This window comes from Janthinobacterium aquaticum, assembly GCF_009208565.1.
Lineage (GTDB): Bacteria > Pseudomonadota > Gammaproteobacteria > Burkholderiales > Burkholderiaceae_D > Janthinobacterium.
The window spans coordinates 454,812-473,781 of the sequence record NZ_WFLK01000002.1 but is presented as its reverse complement, the minus strand read 5'-3'; the positions used below and the strand labels follow the sequence as shown (position 1 = coordinate 473,781).

At 59.9% G+C, this 18,970-nt stretch carries 18 protein-coding genes; 1 reads left to right on the top strand and 17 read right to left on the bottom strand.

All coding sequences use genetic code 11. The annotated features are described in order from the left end of the window. Positions 1 to 141: 141 nt before the first annotated feature. The 5 genes from GCM43_RS04960 to ppsA form a co-directional block, all read right to left on the bottom strand. On the bottom strand, positions 142 to 450 hold the full coding sequence (locus GCM43_RS04960) for an H-NS histone family protein (protein WP_152242398.1): 309 nt from the start codon (positions 448 to 450) through the stop codon (positions 142 to 144). A gap of 590 nt (positions 451 to 1,040) precedes the next feature. Continuing rightward, positions 1,041 to 1,985: an SPFH domain-containing protein gene (locus GCM43_RS04955; protein WP_152242397.1), complete on the bottom strand. Its 945-nt coding sequence runs from the start codon at positions 1,983 to 1,985 to the stop codon at positions 1,041 to 1,043. A 13-nt stretch (positions 1,986 to 1,998) separates the two neighbouring features. Beyond that, positions 1,999 to 2,415 (bottom strand): NfeD family protein, encoded by a 417-nt coding sequence (locus GCM43_RS04950; RefSeq protein ID WP_152242396.1) that lies wholly within the window; start codon positions 2,413 to 2,415, stop codon positions 1,999 to 2,001. Between the two features lie 174 nt (positions 2,416 to 2,589). Then, positions 2,590 to 3,120, bottom strand: a complete 531-nt coding sequence (locus GCM43_RS04945) for a Dps family protein (RefSeq protein WP_193315540.1) — start codon at positions 3,118 to 3,120, stop codon at positions 2,590 to 2,592. Between the two features lie 132 nt (positions 3,121 to 3,252). Beyond that, positions 3,253 to 5,688, bottom strand: coding sequence for a phosphoenolpyruvate synthase (gene ppsA / locus GCM43_RS04940; protein ID WP_152242395.1), 2,436 nt, complete (start codon positions 5,686 to 5,688; stop codon positions 3,253 to 3,255). 159 nt (positions 5,689 to 5,847) lie between these two features. Between ppsA and ppsR the strand changes: the two genes are divergently transcribed. After that, positions 5,848 to 6,696, top strand: a complete 849-nt coding sequence (ppsR, locus tag GCM43_RS04935; RefSeq protein ID WP_152242394.1) for a posphoenolpyruvate synthetase regulatory kinase/phosphorylase PpsR — start codon at positions 5,848 to 5,850, stop codon at positions 6,694 to 6,696. 176 nt (positions 6,697 to 6,872) lie between these two features. Here ppsR and GCM43_RS04930 read toward each other — a convergent pair whose 3' ends face one another. The 12 genes from GCM43_RS04930 to uppS form a co-directional block, all read right to left on the bottom strand. Beyond that, complete coding sequence (locus GCM43_RS04930; protein ID WP_152242393.1) at positions 6,873 to 7,664, bottom strand: TrmH family RNA methyltransferase; 792 nt, start codon at positions 7,662 to 7,664, stop codon at positions 6,873 to 6,875. Continuing rightward, positions 7,661 to 8,299 (bottom strand): ribonuclease HII, encoded by a 639-nt coding sequence (gene rnhB / locus GCM43_RS04925; RefSeq protein WP_152242392.1) that lies wholly within the window; start codon positions 8,297 to 8,299, stop codon positions 7,661 to 7,663. The genes GCM43_RS04930 and rnhB overlap by 4 nt, the downstream gene beginning before the upstream one ends. Before the next feature lie 15 nt (positions 8,300 to 8,314). Further along, the gene (gene lpxB / locus GCM43_RS04920; RefSeq protein WP_152242533.1) at positions 8,315 to 9,445 is read right to left on the bottom strand and encodes a lipid-A-disaccharide synthase; all 1,131 of its coding nucleotides are present in this window, start codon (positions 9,443 to 9,445) and stop codon (positions 8,315 to 8,317) included. 34 nt (positions 9,446 to 9,479) lie between these two features. Next, the gene (gene lpxA, locus GCM43_RS04915) at positions 9,480 to 10,268 is read right to left on the bottom strand and encodes an acyl-ACP--UDP-N-acetylglucosamine O-acyltransferase (protein ID WP_152242391.1); all 789 of its coding nucleotides are present in this window, start codon (positions 10,266 to 10,268) and stop codon (positions 9,480 to 9,482) included. Position 10,269: 1 nt separating this feature from the next. After that, positions 10,270 to 10,752, bottom strand: a complete 483-nt coding sequence (gene fabZ / locus GCM43_RS04910; RefSeq protein ID WP_152242390.1) for a 3-hydroxyacyl-ACP dehydratase FabZ — start codon at positions 10,750 to 10,752, stop codon at positions 10,270 to 10,272. Continuing rightward, complete coding sequence (lpxD, locus tag GCM43_RS04905) at positions 10,749 to 11,801, bottom strand: UDP-3-O-(3-hydroxymyristoyl)glucosamine N-acyltransferase (protein WP_152242389.1); 1,053 nt, start codon at positions 11,799 to 11,801, stop codon at positions 10,749 to 10,751. The genes fabZ and lpxD overlap by 4 nt, the downstream gene beginning before the upstream one ends. A 25-nt stretch (positions 11,802 to 11,826) precedes the next feature. Next, the gene (locus tag GCM43_RS04900) at positions 11,827 to 12,345 is read right to left on the bottom strand and encodes an OmpH/Skp family outer membrane protein (protein WP_152242388.1); all 519 of its coding nucleotides are present in this window, start codon (positions 12,343 to 12,345) and stop codon (positions 11,827 to 11,829) included. A 49-nt stretch (positions 12,346 to 12,394) separates the two neighbouring features. Further along, the gene (gene bamA / locus GCM43_RS04895) at positions 12,395 to 14,731 is read right to left on the bottom strand and encodes an outer membrane protein assembly factor BamA (protein ID WP_152242387.1); all 2,337 of its coding nucleotides are present in this window, start codon (positions 14,729 to 14,731) and stop codon (positions 12,395 to 12,397) included. 82 nt (positions 14,732 to 14,813) lie between these two features. After that, on the bottom strand, positions 14,814 to 16,175 hold the full coding sequence (rseP, locus tag GCM43_RS04890; RefSeq protein ID WP_152242386.1) for an RIP metalloprotease RseP: 1,362 nt from the start codon (positions 16,173 to 16,175) through the stop codon (positions 14,814 to 14,816). Continuing rightward, the gene (gene ispC, locus GCM43_RS04885; RefSeq protein WP_152242385.1) at positions 16,172 to 17,356 is read right to left on the bottom strand and encodes a 1-deoxy-D-xylulose-5-phosphate reductoisomerase; all 1,185 of its coding nucleotides are present in this window, start codon (positions 17,354 to 17,356) and stop codon (positions 16,172 to 16,174) included. Before ispC ends, rseP begins: the two co-directional genes overlap by 4 nt. A 12-nt stretch (positions 17,357 to 17,368) precedes the next feature. After that, positions 17,369 to 18,202, bottom strand: a complete 834-nt coding sequence (locus GCM43_RS04880; protein ID WP_152242384.1) for a phosphatidate cytidylyltransferase — start codon at positions 18,200 to 18,202, stop codon at positions 17,369 to 17,371. Next, positions 18,202 to 18,960 (bottom strand): polyprenyl diphosphate synthase, encoded by a 759-nt coding sequence (gene uppS, locus GCM43_RS04875; protein ID WP_152242383.1) that lies wholly within the window; start codon positions 18,958 to 18,960, stop codon positions 18,202 to 18,204. Before uppS ends, GCM43_RS04880 begins: the two co-directional genes overlap by 1 nt. Between the last annotated feature and the right edge of the window lie 10 nt (positions 18,961 to 18,970).

Sequence of the window (18,970 nt, the reverse complement as noted above, 5' to 3'; positions counted from 1 at the left end):
CAACAATAATTGTGCCGGCTTTCAGGCTGATGCGAACGCATCCATCACCCGATAAAGTTCCGGATGCTTGCACACTAGCTCAGAAATAACCGCATTTCTCGCAGGTCAAGCATCCGAATGAACGAAGTCACACGTTCAGAATTACACCTTCAGCAGTTCACGATCCTTGCCTGCATCGGTCCATTCCTTGACCCATTTAGGCTGACGGCCACGGCCAGTCCATTGTTGCGATGCATCGTCAGGATTGCGATAACGCACTGCCACCGTGCCGGTCTTGGCGCGAATACCGGTACCGACCAGGTCCTTGACCGAAACGCCAACGCTTTGCGCAATTGCCAGGATTTGCTCACGCGCCTTGGACAGATCGTCCTGCTCGCGCTTTTTCATTTGTTTCTTGATGTCGTCTTGCAGCGTGCGCAGTTCGGACAGTGACATACCGGACAGATCCATGATGTTTCCTTTTTTTGAGTTGAACAAGATCACCTAAAAGCGAATTCTATCCAATTGTAACGCTCTTGCGGTAATTTTTTTCATTTCTTAATGTATTTTTACAATATTTTTTACTATGGGACGCATGCCAGGTCGATCTGTCGCAAACATAAAACAAATCAGGATGCGCATCAACGCGGTGCTGGACAAAACGACGGCGTTATCCGGATCACCAATTATGACAGGCTAACCATCATGCCAATAATTTTGAACTATTTTTTGATTCATTGCAATTTTTAGTAATTAAAAATGGCAATTTCAAATTTGACAAAGGAATAGCACCAAAATCGTGCAAAAGAAAACTATTGCATGAATGAACAAATGGCCGATGCCAATCCAATCTCTTAACAACAGGGACTTTAACCTAAAATCATCATGGCGGGTGCACGTTTGAAACAGGCTGTCGTATTGAAGGGCGGACACCGCCATATTATCGCTGCGGGCATGTATTTCGCCACATCGCCAAACTGATCGGCGCCAATAAGGCAGCCGACCAAATAAAAACCGCCCGCAATTGCGGGCGGCACAGGCTTGCAGATAACAAGTGAGGCTTATGGCAAGGCTACTCCGCCTTTTGTCTTCTGCGTCTTCACCACTTGCATGGCAGTGGCAATCAAACTGCTCATGTCTCCGAGATTGGCTGGCACGATAATCGAGTTATTGGTTTTCGCCAATTGCCCGAATGCCGCCACATACTGCTCGGCCACTTTCAGGTTGACAGCATCCTCGCCGCCTGGCTCGCGGATGGCCGCGCCCACCTGGCGCAGCGCCTCGGCACTGGCTTGCGCAAGGGCCACAATGGCAGTGGCCTGACCTTCCGCCCGGTTGATCGAAGCCTGCTTTTCGCCTTCGGAGCGGGCAATGGCCGCTTCACGCTCGCCACTGGCAATATTGATCTGCTCCTGCTTGCGCCCTTCCGATGCCGCAATCAGCGCACGCTTTTCACGCTCGGCGGTAATTTGCGCCTGCATCGCGTGCAGGATTTCTTTCGGCGGCGTCAGATCCTTGATTTCATAGCGCAGCACCTTGACGCCCCAATTGGCGGCCGATTCGTCAATCGCATTGACGATGGCGGTATTGATATGGTCGCGTTCTTCAAATGTCTTGTCGAGTTCCATCTTGCCGATCACGGAGCGCAGCGTGGTCTGCGCCAATTGGGTAATGGCGGCAATATAATTGGACGAACCATATGAGGCGCGCATGGCGTCGGTAATCTGAAAATACAGAATACCGTCGACCTGCAGCTGCGTATTGTCGCGCGTAATACAGACCTGCGGCGGCACATCGAGCGGGATCTCCTTGAGCACATGCTTGTAGGCGATACGGTCGACAAACGGCACCACAATATTGAGACCCGGTCCCAATACAGCGTGAAACTTGCCGAGCCGCTCAACCACCCAGGCGTGCTGCTGCGGCACCACATTGACGGTCTTGAATACAAATACCAGCGCCAGCAATAACAGGATCAGCGATACGCTTCCAAAGCTTACTTCCATAATGACTCCCAGGTTATCCAACGATCAAACGACTGCCGCGCACCGCGCGGATAATATAATGGCCGGCTTGCGCGTCGCCGCCCGGCCCCAGCTCCACATCCCACAGCGCGCCGCGATACATCACGCGCGCCACGCCATCGACCCAATGCGCAACGGCCACGCTCTGGCCGATATCGAGATTGATATTCGGGTCCTGCGCCGCATCTCTGCGCGCCGCCTTGCCATAACGACTGCGCCGAAGCAGCAGGGTCGCAGCCACGCCGACAATGGCCGCCGTTAATGCCTGCCACTCGCCATTGGCGCCTGTCAGCGCCACCAGGCCACCGGCACTGATGCCGATGGCAATCATCAGCAGATAAAACGTACCGGTAAAGAGTTCCAGTATCAACAGCGCGCCAGCCGCCAGAAACCAGCCTACCCATTCAGCCATGATGCCCTCCTTTCGCTTGCTCCAAAAACAAAAACCCCGCAGCCAATATAGGCGACGGGGTTTTACAGATACAACATCCTGATATTATTTTTGCCAGACTCCTATAACACGCAGTCTAAAGCAATTGAACGCTGCGTCAATAGCAGTGCACCAGATCAGTACCAATCAGGCCAATTATTCCTCCAGCAGGCTGCGCAGCATCCATGCCGTCTTCTCGTGCAGATCGAGGCGCTGCGTGATCAGGTCGGCAGTCGGCTGGTCATTGGCCTTTTCCAGCAACGGGAACAGGCGGCGCGCCGTGCGTGCAGTCGCTTCCTGGGCAGCGACCAGATGGCGCACCATGTCCAGCGCCGGCGGCACGCCGTCGATTTCCTTGATCGAAGCGAGCTTGACGAACTGGTTGTAGGTGCCTGGCGCCGGGTAGCCTAGGGCGCGGATACGCTCGGCGATCAGGTCCAGCGCGCCCCATTGCTCGGTGTACTGCGTCATGAACATCAGGTGCAGGGTGTTGAACATCGGGCCTTTGACGTTCCAGTGGAAATTGTGCGTCATCAGGTACAGCGTGTAGCTGTCTGCGAGCAGGCCAGACAGCCCTTCGGCGATCTTGGCGCGATCCGCTTCGGAAATGCCGATATCGATGCGGGTGGCGCCACTTGGGGCCGCCTTGACAGCAACGCTTTTGCTTGTTGGTTTCTTGCTTGCCATATGAACTCCTGTCTATGTTGGTAAACTATTTTAGCCGATCCATCGCTGTTGCATCAGCACCAGCGCTCCGCAAGAAAAAAGCCCGCTGCCTACGATGTGGCAGCGGGCTTCTCATTTACATGCGGACGAAACTCAGGCCTTCAAGGCGGCCAGTTTTTGCCAGGTGTCGATCACCGAATCGGGATTGAGCGACATCGACTCGATGCCCTGCTCCATCAGCCAGACGGCGAAGTCCGGATGGTCCGATGGACCCTGGCCGCAGATGCCGATGTACTTGCCGCGCGCCAGGCAGGCCTTGATGGCCAGCGCCAGCAAGGCTTTCACGGCCGGATCGCGCTCGTCGAAGTCGGCAGCCAGCAGTTCCATGCCCGAATCGCGATCCAGGCCCAGGGTCAGCTGGGTCAGGTCGTTCGAACCGATCGAGAAACCGTCGAAATGATCGAGGAACTGGTCGGCCAGGATGGCGTTCGACGGCACTTCGCACATCATGATCACGCGCAGGTCGTTTTCACCGCGACGCAGGCCGTTCTTGGCCAGCAGGTCGATCACTTTCTCGGCCTGGCCCAGGGTACGCACGAACGGCACCATGATCTCGACGTTGGTCAGGCCCATGTCGTTGCGCACGCGTTTCATCGCTTCGCATTCCATGTTGAACGCCTCGGCAAAATCGGCAGACAGATAGCGCGCCGCGCCGCGGAAGCCCAGCATCGGGTTTTCCTCGTCCGGCTCGTAGCGCGAACCGCCGATCAGCTTTTTGTACTCGTTCGACTTGAAGTCGGACAGGCGCACGATGACCTTTTTCGGCCAGAAGGCGGCAGCGATGGTGGCAATGCCTTCGGCCAGCTTGTCGATGTAAAACGCTTTTGGCGATGCATGGCCACGCGCCACCGATTCAACCGCTTTTTTCAGGTCGGCGTCGATGTTCGGGTATTCCAGAATCGCTTTTGGATGCACGCCGATGTTGTTGTTGATGATGAATTCCAGGCGCGCCAGTCCGACACCGGCATTCGGCACCGACTGGAAGTCGAACGCCAGTTGCGGGTTGCCGACGTTGAGCATGATCTTGGTGTCGAGTTGCGGCAGTTCACCGCGCGACACTTCCGACACTTCTGTTTCCAGCAGGCCGTCGTAGATCTTGCCTTCATCGCCTTCCGAGCACACTACGGTGACAAAAGTGCCGTCTTTCAGGATATCGGTAGCGTCGCCGCAGCCGACCACTGCCGGTACGCCCAGCTCACGCGCGATAATCGCCGCGTGGCAGGTACGCCCGCCACGGTTGGTGACAATCGCCGAAGCGCGCTTCATGACCGGCTCCCAGTTCGGGTCGGTCATGTCGGCTACCAGCACGTCGCCCGGCTGTACGCGTTCCATGTCGGCCGGGTCGTGAATCACGCGCACCGGACCGGCGCCGATCTTCTGGCCGATCGCGCGACCGGAGGTCAGCACGGTGCCGGTGCTTTTCAGCTTGAAGCGTTCCTGCACGTCGGTCGCCTTTTGCTGCGATTTGACGGTTTCAGGACGCGCCTGCAGGATATAGAGCTTGCCGTCGCGGCCATCCTTGCCCCACTCGATGTCCATCGGACGGCCGTAGTGGTTCTCGATAATGACAGCGTATTTGGCCAGCTCCACCACTTCGGCGTCGTTGAGCGAATAACGGTTGCGCATTTCCACCGGCACGTCGACGGTCTTGACCGAGCGGCCAGCTTTCGCTTCGGTGGTAAATTCCATTTTCAGCAATTTGGAGCCGATATTGCGGCGGATCACAGGCGATTTGCCTTTTTCCAGCATCGGCTTGTGCACATAGAATTCGTCGGGATTGACCGCGCCCTGCACCACCGTCTCGCCCAGGCCATAGCTGGAAGTGACGAACACCACGTCCTTGAAGCCGGACTCGGTATCGATGGTAAACATCACGCCGGCAGCGCCCAGATCCGAGCGCACCATGCGCTGCACGCCGGCCGACAGGGCCACTTCAGCGTGCGTAAAGCCCTTGTGTACGCGGTAGGAGATGGCGCGGTCGTTGTACAAGGAAGCGAACACCTGCTTCATCGCATCGAGCACATTGTCGATGCCAACCACGTTCAGGAAGGTTTCCTGCTGACCGGCAAACGAGGCATCCGGCAAGTCTTCGGCGGTGGCTGACGAGCGCACGGCAAACGACACTTCGGTGGCCGAATCGGCCACCAGACGTGCGTAGAACTGGTCGATTTCAGCAGCCAGGCGCGGCTGGAACGGCGTATCGATAATCCACTGACGGATTTCGGCGCCGGCTTGCGCCAGGGCGCGCACGTCGTCGATATTCAAGCCTTCGAGACGCTGGGCGATACGGTCGGCCAGCGATGGGCCGCCATTATCGCTGTAGGAGAGGAAATCGCGGAAAGCCTGCGCCGTGGTGGCAAAGCCGCCCGGCACGCGCACGCCGGCTTCGGCCAGCTGGCTGATCATCTCGCCGAGCGAAGCGTTCTTGCCGCCGACCGATTCGACATCGGTCATGCGCAAGTTCTCGAACGCGGCGACGTACACCGCGTCCTGGTCTGGCTGCTGCTGTTGCAATACTGCGTTGGTCATAATGACACCCTTACTGATGATAGAAATCTTCGCGAGGCGCACCGACTGTGTTCTTGTTATTCTTGACGTCGTGCAGCACAATCATACCGTTGCAACTATTTTACCTTGTGCGGCGCAAAATGACGACGCACATTCTTGAGCTCAATTGAGCAGAAATCCATGACCTCCGAATCCCGTCCTCCCCTGCCGCCAGCCACGCGTACCGTCTTCTTTGTCTCGGACGGCACCGGCATCACCGCTGAAACCTTTGGCCATTCCGTGCTGTCGCAGTTCGAGATGCGCTTTCGCCAGGTGCGCCTGCCGTTTATCGACACGCTCGACAAGGCCTATGATGCAGCGCGCAAAATCAATGAGGCGTTTGCCGCCGACGGCCAGCGCCCGATCATCTTCTCGACCCTGGTCAAACTCGATCTGTCGGCCGTGATCCGCAAGTCCAGCGGCATGCACATGGACTTGTTCCAGTCGTTCGTGGCGCCGCTCGAGCAGGAACTGGGCGTGATGTCGACCCATACCATCGGCCGTTCGCACAATATCGTCGACAGCGAGGAATACAAGAACCGCATCGAGGCGATCAACTATTCGCTGGCGCATGACGACGGCCAGTCGCACAAGAACCTGTCTTCGGCTGACGTTATTCTGGTCGGTGTTTCACGCTCTGGCAAGACCCCGACCAGCCTTTATCTGGCCATGCAATACGGTATCAAGGCAGCCAATTATCCGCTGATTCCCGACGATTTCGAGCGCGAGAAACTGCCATCGGCCTTAATGGAATTTAAGAATAAAATTTTCGGATTAAGCATTACGCCCGAACGTTTGTCGGAAATACGCAACGAAAGAAGGGCCGGCAGCAAGTATGCCGCCATCGAGAACTGCCGCTACGAGGTCAACGAAGCGGAAAAAATGATGAAACGCGAAGGGATACGGTGGCTGTCGTCGACTACCAAGTCGATCGAGGAGATCTCGACCACGATTTTGCAGGAGATCAAGCCGAATCGCAGGGAGTATTGAGGCACGAAGAGCGTGGGTCGGATTAGCGCGTGGATCGGTTTAGCGCGTGGGTTGGATTAGCGCGTAGGTCGGATTAGCGCGCAGCGCGTAATCCGACAATACCGCGGACGCTAACAAGCTTCTCGTGCAAACGCCAACAATGTTGTCGGATTACGGCCCGAAGGGCCTAATCCGACCTACGCTCCAGGTTGCGATTGCCTCAGCTGCTCAAAAAAGCACACGGCGGCGCAAGCGGCCACATTGAGCGACTCAATCTGTCCCAGGTGCGGAATCACCACCTGGCGCGTGGTAATCGACAGCAAATCATCGGCCACGCCCTGCCCTTCGTGGCCAAACACCCAGGCCACCGGCACACTCAAGTCGACGTCATACAGCCGCTCCTTGGCATAGCCGCTGGTAGCGACCGTCATCACGTTCGAGGCCGACACCAGCGCCGCCAGGTCGACGTTTTCAACGATATCAAGCACAAAGTGCGCGCCCATGGCCGCGCGCAGCACTTTGGGCGACCAGCAGAAGGCCGTGCCGGCGCTGCAATAGACCTGGGTAATGCCGGCCGCCGCCGCGCTGCGCAGGATCGAGCCGACGTTGCCAGGATCCTGGAGGTTATCGAGCAGCACCGCTGATACCGATAGCGGCCCGGTGACGCTGCGCTCCGGCGTGGCGATCAAAAACATCAGGCCCACACCATGCTCGACCTGGCTGACGGCCTTGTAGAGCGCATCGGGCAAGGCCAGCACCTGGGCGCGCTGCGACTCGAGCTGGCCGATAATGTCCATCACTTCCGGGTTGTGCAGCGCGCCTTCGGCAACGATGCACTGCTCGGGCAGGCCGCGCAGCTGCAGGTAAGACTGGCACAGGTGCACGCCATCGAGCAGCGTGCGCCCGGCCTTGCGGCGCGCCTGGGTACTGCCGGCCAGCTTGACCAGGTCCTTGTATTGCGCGTTGTCGCGCGAGGTAATGGTCTTCATGCGGCCAGCTCCTGGCCGCCAAACAGCGCAATCACATTGCGCACCGGCGCAAACGAGCGGCGGTGCACCGGCGAGGCGCCATGCAGCTGCAAACGCTCGATGTGCAGTTTGGTGCCATAACCCTTGTGCTGGTCAAAGCAGTATTCGGGATACTGCGCATGCAGGCGCACCAGCGCCGCGTCGCGCGCCGTCTTGGCCAGGATGGAGGCGGCTGAAATGGCGTCGACCTTGTCATCGCCGCCGATAATCGCGGTGGCGCGTATCGTCATGACCGGGCAGCGATTGCCATCGATCAGGGCCAGCGTCGGCACGGTGGACAAGGCTTCGACGGCGCGGCGCATCGCCAGCATCGAGGCCTGCAGGATATTGAGGCGGTCGATCTCTTCTTCGGATGCTTCGGCAATGGCCCAGGCCAGCGCATGCGCACGAATCTGCGGCGCCAGCAGGTCGCGTTTGGCTTCGGACAGCTTTTTCGAGTCGCGCAGGCCGACAATCGGCCTGGCGGGATCGAGGATCACGGCGGCGGCAAAGACAGGGCCGGCCAGCGGACCGCGGCCGGCTTCATCGACGCCGCAGACAATGTCGTCGGGCGAGAATGGCAAGTCGTCAAACAGGCCGGGATAAATATTTTTCACGTTCAATCTTTTCAGTTACTTGTTGGCGGCGATGACCTGCATCACCGCATCGGCGCTGGCCTGCGCGCTGTTGCGCAGCAGGCTGTGGTGCATGTCGGTAAAGCGCTGCACCAGGCGCAGGCGGCCCGGCACGTCGCTCAGCTGCTGCCACATGGCGTCAGCCAGGGCTTCCGGCGTGGCGGCGTTTTGCAGCAGCTCGGGCACCAGGTAGTCGCGCGCCAGGATATTGGGCAGGCCGATCCACGGCTGATAACCCATGTGGCGCATGATTTCCCACGACGCGCGCATCATCTTGTAGGCGATCACCATCGGCTTCTTGTACAGCGCCACCTCCAGCGAGGCCGTGCCCGACGCCACCAGCACCGCATCGGCCGCGCAGATGGCGGTATGCGAGTCGCCGTCCGTCAGATTGACCTCGACATCCTGCAGGCCCGCTTCGGCCACCAGTTGCAGGAAATACTGGCGCTGCTTTTCACCGGCCATCGGCGCGACAAAGCGCAGCGAACGGTCGCGCGCCAGCAGCAGCTTGCAAGCACCCACAAAGGCCACCGCATTGTATTTAAGCTCGCTCATGCGGCTACCGGGCATCAGGCACACCACATTGGCGTCGTCAGGCAGGCCCAGCTTGGCGCGCGCGCCGGCTTCATCGGGCTGCAGCGGGATCATCTCGGCCAGCGGATGGCCGACATAGGTGACCGGCACGCCGGCCTTGCGGTAAATCTCTTCCTCGAACGGGAAGATCACCAGCATATGCGACACCGACTTGATGATTTTCTTGATGCGCCCGCCGCGCCAGGCCCAGATCTGCGGCCCGATGTAATGCACGGTGGGGATGCCAGCCGCTTTCAGCTGCTGTTCCAGCCCCAGGTTAAAGCCCGGATAGTCGGCGCCGATAAACACGGCCGGCCGTTCGCGCAGCAACTGGTCGCGCAGCGCATTCTGGATGCCCTTGATTTCACGGTAGCGCGGAATAATCTCGAACAGGCCGCGCACGGTCAGCTTGTCAAGCGGCCAGTCCGAAACAAAACCCTGGCGCGCCATATGTTCGCCGCCGATGCCGTGAAAACGTGCACCGGGCAGCTGCGGCGCCAAGCCCGACAGCAGTCGGCTGGCCAGCAGGTCGCCCGACACTTCGCCGGCCACCATGGCGACCGACAACGCCGCCGAGCCTTCTGCCCGGTCAGCGAACGATGCCACGCGAGGCCACGCCCAAAAATTCACGCATGGCGCGGATATGCTCGGCCACTTCCGGCGTCGCAGCCTGCTCTTCTTCAAACAGCGCCGCTTTCGACTCTTCCAGCGTCAGGCCTGCGCGGTAGATCAGCTTGTAGGCGGTGCGGATGCCGTTGATCTGCTCGCGCGTAAAGCCGCGCCGCTTCAGGCCCTCGATATTGACGCCGTGCGCCTGCGCCGGATTACCGTTCAACAGCACGAACGGCGGCACATCCTGCGTCAGGCTGGTGCTCATGCCGACAAAGGCGTGCGCGCCAATCTTGCAGAACTGGTGCACGTTGGCAAAGCCGCTCATGATCACCCAGTCGCCGATTTCCACATGGCCTGCCAGCTGCGCATTGTTGGAGAAAATCGTGTGATTGCCCACCAGGCAGTCGTGCGCCAGATGCACATAGGCTGAAATCCAGTTGTCGCTGCCCAGGCGCGTCACGCCGCCACCCTGCACCGTACCGGTATTGAAGGTGCAGAACTCGCGGATGGTGTTGCGGTCGCCGATTTCCAGGCGGGTCGCTTCGCCGGCCCATTTCTTGTCCTGCGGCTGCGCACCGATGGACGAGAACTGGAACAGCTCGTTGTGCTCACCGATGGTGGTATGGCCGTCGATCACCACGTGCGGGCCGACACGGGTACCGGCGCCGATGCGCACATGCGCCCCGATAATGCTGTAAGGGCCGACCTCGACCGAACTGTCGAGTTCAGCCTTTGGATCAACCAGCGCTGTCGCGTGGATAACCATCTTACTGCCCTGCTGGCTGGCTGGCGTCCGCCGAGCTGCGGATGGTGCACATCAGTTCGGCTTCCAGCGCCACCTTGCCGTCAACCGTGCCAACTGCCTTGTATTTCCAGATACCGCGCGAAACGCGCAGGATTTCCACGTCCATCTTCAGCTGGTCGCCCGGCTCGACCGGACGCTTGAAGCGCGCGTTGTCGATGCCGACGAAGTACACCACCGAATTTTCGTCCGGCTTGACGCCCATGGTCAAAAACGACAGCAAGGCCGCCGTCTGCGCCAGCGCCTCGATCATCAGCACGCCCGGCATCACCGGCTTGTGCGGGAAATGACCCTGGAAGAATTCTTCATTGACCGTCACGTTCTTGATGGCGGTAATCGACTTGTTCGCTTCCCAGGTCAGCACGCGGTCGACCAGCAGCAGCGGATAGCGGTGCGGCAGCAGCGATTTGATTTGCAGGATGTCGAGGGTCTTGTTTTCAGTAGTCATTTTTCGTCTTGCTTGGTCAGTGTTTTGATGGTTTTTTCCAGCATGCGGATTTTTTCACGCATGCCGGAGAGATTACGTACGATGGCGGCGCTCTTTTCCCAGTCGGCGTTTTTCGCCAGCGGGTAAAAGCCCGTATATTGGCCCGGTTCCAGGATCGAGCGCGACACCATGCTTGCCGATGATACGTGCACACGGTCGGCAATGGTCAGGTGGCCCAGCACCATGGCGGCGCCGCCAAAGGTGCAGTATTTGCCGATCACGGCGCTGCCGGCCACGCCCACGCAGCCGGCCATGGCCGTATTGGCGCCGATATGGCAGTTATGGCCGATCTGGATCTGATTGTCGAGCTTGACGCCGTCTTCAATGATGGTGTCAGCCAGCGCGCCGCGGTCAATGGTGGTATTGGCACCGATATCGACATCGTTGCCTATCACCACCCTGCCTGTTTGCGGGATCTTGATATACACCCCGCCTTCGTTGGCAAAGCCGAAGCCGTCGGTGCCGATCACCGCGCCCGAATGGATAATGCCGCGCTCGCCGATCACGCAGCGCGCATGGAAGGTGACGTTGGCCAGCAGTTGCGTGCCGGCGCCGATCACGGCGTCGCGGCCGATCACGCAGCCCGGGCCGATCACGCAATGCTCGCCAATCACCGCACCCGCGTCGATCACCGCGTTAGCGCCAACCGACGCACTGGCCGCGACCTGCGCAGACGGATCGACAAAGGCGCGCGGGTGAACGCCCGCCGGCGCCTTGATGTCCGTCAGGCTGGCAAAATACTGCGCCGCGCGCGCGAAATAGACATACGGATTGGGCGTGACGATGCGCGCGCCGGCGTAGTCTGTGATCAGCGCATCGTCGGCCGGCGTCAAAATCAGTGCGGCGGCGCCGCTGCTGGCGGCCTGCGCGCGAAACTTGCTGTTGCTTAAAAAGCTGATGTGCGAAGCACCGGCGTCCGTCAGCGGTGCGATGCCCGATACTTCCAGGTTTGCATCCCCCGCCAACTGGCCGCCGAAGCGTTCGACCAAATCACCGAGTCGAGTGCCCATCTTGTGTACCTTTACCTTGTTACGATTACTTGTCCAGCGCCTTCAATACCTTGTCGGTAATGTCGATGCGCGGGCTGGCCCACAGCGCCTCCTGCAGCACCACGTCATAGCCTTCGGTATGGGCCAGCTGCTGGATGATGCTGTTGGCTTTTTCAGCGATGGCGCTGCGTTCCTCGTTGCTGCGCTGGGTGACATCTTCGCGGAACTCGCGCTGGCGGCGCTGCAGCTCCTTGTCGAGCTCGAACAACTCGCGCTGACGCTTGGTGCGGTCGGCCTCGCTCAGCGTCGGCATGTCCTTTTCCAGCGCTTCGTTGGCCGCCTTGAAACGGGTGCCCAGTTCCTGCACAGCCTTTTCACGCGAACGGAATTCCTCGGCCAGCCTGGCACTGGCCTGCTTGGCCATTTTGGACTCGTTGTAAATGCGTTCGCTGCTGATCCAGGCGATTTTCGACTCCTGCGCCTGCGCGTGCACCGGCAACAGCGAACTCCAGCACAATGCAAGCGCGGCGAGAGACTTGGGCAGGTTAGCGGATGCGGTGTTCATGATACTCCATGGTCAAAAATAAAAGACTGTCGCGCCATCAGGCTGTCGCTCAGAAGCCGGTACCCATCTGGAACTGGAAACGCTCCAGACGGTCGGTCGGCTTGGCGTTCAACGGCTTGGCGTAGCTCAGTTTGAGCGGCCCCACCGGCGAAATCCAGCTGATGCCCAGACCAGCAGAATAGCGCAATTGCGAGATGCGCATCTTTTCGCCTTCCTGGTAAACCTGACCGCCGTCAAGGAAACCGAACCAGCGCAGGCTGCGGTCGTTGCCCGAACCAGGGAACGGCATCTGCAGTTCGGCATTGCCGATCAGGCGCGAGGCGCCGCCCAGCGCGTCGTTGGTCGACGGTTCCACCGCGCCCAGCGACGAGCTGAGGTAGCCGCGCACCGAACCGATGCCGCCGCCGTAGAAGTTCTTGAAGACCGGATAGACGTGGTTGCCGATACCGTGGCCGTAATCGAGCTCGCCCTTCAGTGCCAGCGTGACCTTGCTGAACAGCGGACGGAAATACTGGTGCTCGTAAATGGCGCGGAAGTATTTTTGGTCGCCGATCAGGTCAGCCTCGAGATTGACGCGCTGGTAACGACCGATCGACGGCGTCATGGCGCTGTCGCGGCTGTCGCGCTGCCAGGCGGCCGTCAGCGGAATCGAATTGGTGGTGGCCGAACCGATACCGCTCGATGGGCCGCCGTTGTCGATCACGTACTGGCGGAAGCGCAGCGGGCTGGTGCTGTCGGTTTCAATCTGCGAGCGTTCCACGCCGGCGCCGAAGAACACCGTATCGACTTCCGAGAACGGCACGCCAAAGCTCATGCGGCCACCGGTCTGCTTGATCTTGTAGCTGCCGATGTTCAGTGCAGGCGGTTCGGTCGTGCGCAGGTAGACTTCGAAGCTGCGCGAAATGCCGTCGTCCGTGAAGTACGGATTGGTCTGCGAGAACGCAATGGTGCGGCTGTAATGGCTGGTATTGAGTTCGATGCCGACCGTGTTGCCGCTACCGGCAAAGTTGGCCTGCGAAATCGAGGCCGACAGCGTGAATTTTTCCGATTGCGAGAACGCGCCGCCGATCAGGAAGTTACCGGTCGGCTTTTCCACCACCGTCATGTTGACATCGACCTGATCGGTCGTGCCCTGCGCTTCCGGGGTATCGATGGTCACGTCCTTGAAATAGCCAAGGCGGTCGACACGGTCGCGCGAGAGCTTGATCTTGTTGCTGTCGTACCAGGACGACTCGAACTGGCGGAACTCGCGGCGGATCACTTCGTCACGCGTGGTGGTGTTGCCAGCGATATTCATATGGCGCACATAGACGCGCTTGCCCGGATCGACAAAGAACGTAAACGACACTTCGTGCTTTTCACGGTTGATCTCGGGATTGGCGTTGACGTTGGCAAACGCGTAGCCAAAGGTGGCCAGGCGGTCCTGGATGCGCTTGTTGGTGGCCGTTAAGCGCGCGCCGGAATAGATATCGCCGTCATGCAGCAGGTTGAGCGCCTTGAGTTCTTCCTCGCGGCCGAACATTTCACCCTCGAACTTGGTGCCGGCAATCTTGTACTTCTCGCCTTCGGTAATATTGATGGTGAGGTAAATGTCTTTTTTATCCGGCGTGATCGACACCTGGGTCGAGTCGACCTGCATCTCGATATAGCCGCGGTCCAGGTAGAACGACTTGAGCGACTCGATATCGCCGGTCAGCTTGGTCTTGGAATACTGGTCGGCCTTGGTGTACCAGCTGAACCAGCCGCCGGTATTGAGCGCGATCTGCTCGCGCAGTTCCTTGTCCGAGAACGCCTTGTTGCCGACGATACTGATCTGCTTGATGCGCGCTACCTCGCCCTCGTCGACGGCAAACACCACGTTGACGCGATTGCGCTCGATCGGCGTGACGGTGGTGGTGATCTTCACGCCATACAGGCCATGCGACAGGTACTGGCGCTTCAGCTCCTGCTCGGCGCGGTCGACCGAGGCCTTGTCGAAAATCTTGGCTTCGCCCACGCCGATTTCTTTCAGCGCCTTGACCAGCACGTCTTTTTCAAACTCCTTGGTGCCGGTAAATTCAACAGCAGCAATGGCCGGGCGCTCTTCCACCAGCACCACCAGCACATCGCCATCGACTTCCAGGCGCACGTCCTTGAAAAAACCGGTGGCGTACAGCGCCTTGATGGCGGCCACACTCTTTTCGTCGGAGAACGTCTCGCCTACGCGCACTGGCAGGTAGCTGAACACGGTGCCCGCTTCAGTACGCTGGATCCCCTCGACCCGGATGTCTTTCACTGTAAACGGGGCCACGGCCAGCGCCTGGCCGGAACAGAAGGCCAGCACGGCTGCGCCGATCAGGCTGCGACGAAAGGAAGGCAAGGCAAAACGAACAGAATGTAATTTCATTGGGACTATTCAATGGCTAAATCATTGGACACATACACAAAAGATTGCTTGTGCGACTCATGCAATGGCTGGAACTGCGGCGTCAATTGAGCAATCTTGACACGTCATTAAAGACGGCAACCACCATCAGGGTCAGCAACAGACCGATCCCCAGGCGCTGGGCAATCTCGCCGACGCGCTCCGGCACAGGGCGTCCGGTCAAAACTTCCAGCGAATAATACAGCAAATGCCCGCCGTCCAGAACAGGAATGGGTAGCAAATTCATCACGCCGAGACTGATGCTGATAAAGGCGATAAAGCTCAGATAGCTGATCAGGCCAACGCGCGCGGTCTGCCCGGCGTAATCGGCGATGGTGATCGGCCCCGTCACATTCTTGAGCGAAACCTGGCCGGCAATCATCTTGCCCAGCATTTTCACGCTCATCACGCTGGTGTCCCAGACCTTGCCGGCGGCCTTGCCGACGGCCGCAAACGGGCCGGACGCCACAACGATCATATCTGGCGCCAAAGCAATTTCGGCCTTGATCTTACCAACTGTTACAGCTCCCTGGGCGCCCTTGCCTGCTTCGGCATCGGGGGTGACGGGAATCGTGATGTCCTGGCCATCGCGGCGCACCAGCACCTGCAGCGTCTTGCCCGGCGAGGCCATCAGCGTTTCAATCACGGCAATGCCGTCATGCATGGAATGCTCGTTGATGGCCACGATCAGGTCACCCGTGCGCAGGCCGTCGCGCTCGGCAGCGCCACCGGGCATGATCTTGCCCAGCACGGGCTTGGGCCGCGCCAGCGCCAGGCCCAGCTTGCCCATAATATCGCCTTCCAGATTGAGTTCGGAAAGACTGTGCGCGGAGAAATCGGCCTGCTGCAGGCCGCGCTCGGGGCGCTGCACGTCGATCTGCGCCGGCTGCTTGTCGAGCGCCGCCTGCATCAGCTCCCAGCGAAACTCATTCCAGCTGGCCACGGCGTGGCCGTTGACGGCTTCGACCTTGTCGCCACTGCGCAGGCCGGCCAGATACGCCGTGCTTTGCTCGGCCACCGGTCCCAGCCTGCTGGACGGCTCTTCGATACCGTGCATGAACAGCCCGGCATAGATCGCAATGGCCACGATGAAGTTGGCCAGCGGACCGGCCGCTACGATGGCAATCCGGCGCCAGACGCTCTGGCGCGTGAATTCACGTTTGAGTTCTTCTGCCGACAGCGCGCCGACGTCCTGGTCGCGGCTGTCGAGCATTTTCACGTAGCCGCCCAATGGCAGCGCGGAAATGGCCCACTCGGTCTGGTCGCGGCCGAAACGGCGCGACCAGACCACTTTGCCCATGCCGACCGAAAAGCGCAGCACCTTCACGCCGCACCAGCGCGCCACCAGGTAGTGGCCGAGTTCGTGCAGCGTGACGAGCGAGCCGAGCGCCACGATAAAGGCCAGCAGCGTAGTGATGAGCGTCATGCCGCCAGCCTGTCGCCGATATAGGCCTGCGCAGCAGCGCGCGCCAGGCGATCCTGTTCAAGCACCGCTTCGATGCTGCTGGCCGCGCCGTTGGCCACGCTGGCCAGCACATGCGCCACTACCTGTTCGATCTGGCGAAAGCCGATGCGCAGGTCGAGGAAGGCCTGCACCGCTACTTCATTGGCGGCATTGAGCAGCGCCGGTGCAGTGCCGCCGGCGCGCAGCGCATCGAACGCCAGCGCCAGGCAAGGGAAACGCGTGAAATCGGCGCGCTCGAACTGCAGGGTCGCCACTTGCGCCAGGTCGAGCTGGGCCACGCCCGAATCGATGCGTTGCGGCCAGGCCAGCGCGTTGGCAATCGGTGTGCGCATATCGGGGTTGCCCAGCTGGGCCAGCACCGAGCCGTCCACGTACGAGACCATCGAATGAATCACGCTTTGCGGATGAATCAGCACCTCGATCTGGTCGGCCGGCGCGCCGAACAGCCAGTGCGCTTCGATTACTTCCAGGCCCTTGTTCATCATGGTGGCCGAGTCGACCGAAATCTTGCGCCCCATCACCCACTTCGGATGCTTGCACGCTTCGTCAGGCGTCACGTTGCCCAGCGACTCGACCGCGCGCTTGAGAAACGGGCCGCCGGAGGCGGTCAGCACAATCTTTGCCACGCCGCTGGCGGCCGGCGTACGCGCGAAGTCATGCGGCAGGCACTGGAAAATCGCATTGTGTTCGCTGTCGATCGGCAGCAGCACGGCATGGTTTTCCTGCACCGCGTCCATGAACAGCTGGCCCGACATCACCAGCGCTTCCTTGTTGGCCAGCAGCACTTTCTTGCCGGCCCGCGCCGCAGCGAGCGTTGGCGCCAGGCCGGCCGCGCCGACGATGGCGGCCATCACGCCCGTTACCTGCGGTGCGCTGGCAATATCGCACAAGGCCTGCACGCCATAGCCCACTTCGATGGCAAGGCCGTGGCCGCGCAGCAAACGGGTCAATTCCTGCGCCGCCGCGGCCGTGCCAACCACGGCGCGCTGGGGCCGGAACTGCAGGCATTGCGCGGCCAGCTCGGCCACCTTGCTGTGTGCAGAAAGCGCATAGACGCTGTATTGCTCAGGATGACGGGCGAGCACGTCCAGCGTGGAGACGCCGATCGAGCCGGTCGCTCCAAGTATCGTAATGTATTGCATTAAAAATATTCCTTAAAGCCAGGCGCCGATCAGGGCGGCAAATGGCAGGACCGGAATCAGCGCGTCGATGCGGTCCAGTACGCCGCCGTGGCCAGGCAGCAGATTGCTGCTGTCCTTGATGCCGGCGCGGCGCTTGAGTTGGGATTCAAACAGGTCGCCGACAATGCTTGCCGCCACCAGCACCAGCAGCACCAGCAAGGTCATCGGCCAGCCGCGGCGCAGCTGCAGCTGCACGGCAAAGGTGTCTTGCAGCCATGGCGCAGCCGGTGCGGCGAAAATGGTGATGGCGGCAATGGCCAGCACGGCAATACCGCCGCCGATCGCGCCTTCCCACGACTTGCCCGGCGAAATGCTGGGCGCAAGCTTGCGCTTGCCGAAGGCCTTGCCGGAGAAATAGGCGCCGATATCGGCAATCCACACCAGCGCCATCACCGACAGCAGATACAAGGGGCTGTGCATGAACAGCGCAATAATGGCCACGAAGCAGCCGACGATAGTCACCGAATAAACCAGACTGAGCAAGGTATTGCCCAGGCCATCGAGCGGCGGCAAACCGGTGGCCAGCGACGGCACGAAACGGATCAGCCAGATCGCCACGCACAGGGCAAACCAGAAATTGAGTTGCGACAGGCCATTGCCGAAGAAGAAGGCATAGGCAAACGCGGCGGTCCAGGCGCCGGCGATCAGCAGCGACTGGCGATTTTTGAACAAACGAAAGCTTTCCCACACGGCAGCGCCGAAAAACAGCGTGACGATCACGGCAAAAGCAGGAAAATAGTTAAGATACAGAACCGGCAGCAAGACCGCCAGCAGGACCAGGGCGGTGATAATCCGTGTTTTCAGCATCAGTTTGTCTTCTCAGTTAATTGCGCGCTGGTACGGCCAAAGCGCCGTTCGCGCTGCTGGTAAGACGCGATCGCCGCGTCGAGGCTGTCGACATTGAAGTCGGGCCAATATGCATCGGTAAAATACAGCTCGGCATAAGCCAGCTGCCACAACAGGAAATTGGAAATGCGCTGCTCTCCGCCGGTGCGGATAAACAGGTCAGGCTCGGGCGCGTAGGCCATGGCCAGATGCGGCGCCAGATCTTCTTCGGTATAGCCATGAGCAGCAACATCAGGGTTGGCAGCGGTCATTTTGTTGACGGCCTGCATGATGTCCCAGCGGCCGCCGTAGTTGGCGCAAATGGTCACCGTCAGGCGCGAGTTGCCGGCGGTCTTGCGCTCGGCATTGGCGATCATCTCCTGCAACTGCGCATTGAAACGCGACAGGTCGCCCACGACCTTGAGGCGGATATCATTGGCGTGCATGCGCGCCACTTCACGCTCGAGCATGGCGACAAACAGGCGCATCAGCATCGATACTTCTTCTTCGGGACGGCGCCAGTTTTCAGAACTGAAGGCAAACAACGTCAGGTATTGCACGCCACGATCAAGACAAGCCTCGACGATTTTGCTGACGGCATCAGCGCCCTTGGCGTGGCCCGCCACGCGTGGCAGGAAGCGCTTGGTTGCCCAGCGTCCATTGCCATCCATAATAATGGCCACATGCTGCGGCACGCAGCCTACTTCAGGCACCGCCGTTGTCGAACTCGAATAGATCATGAAAACATTA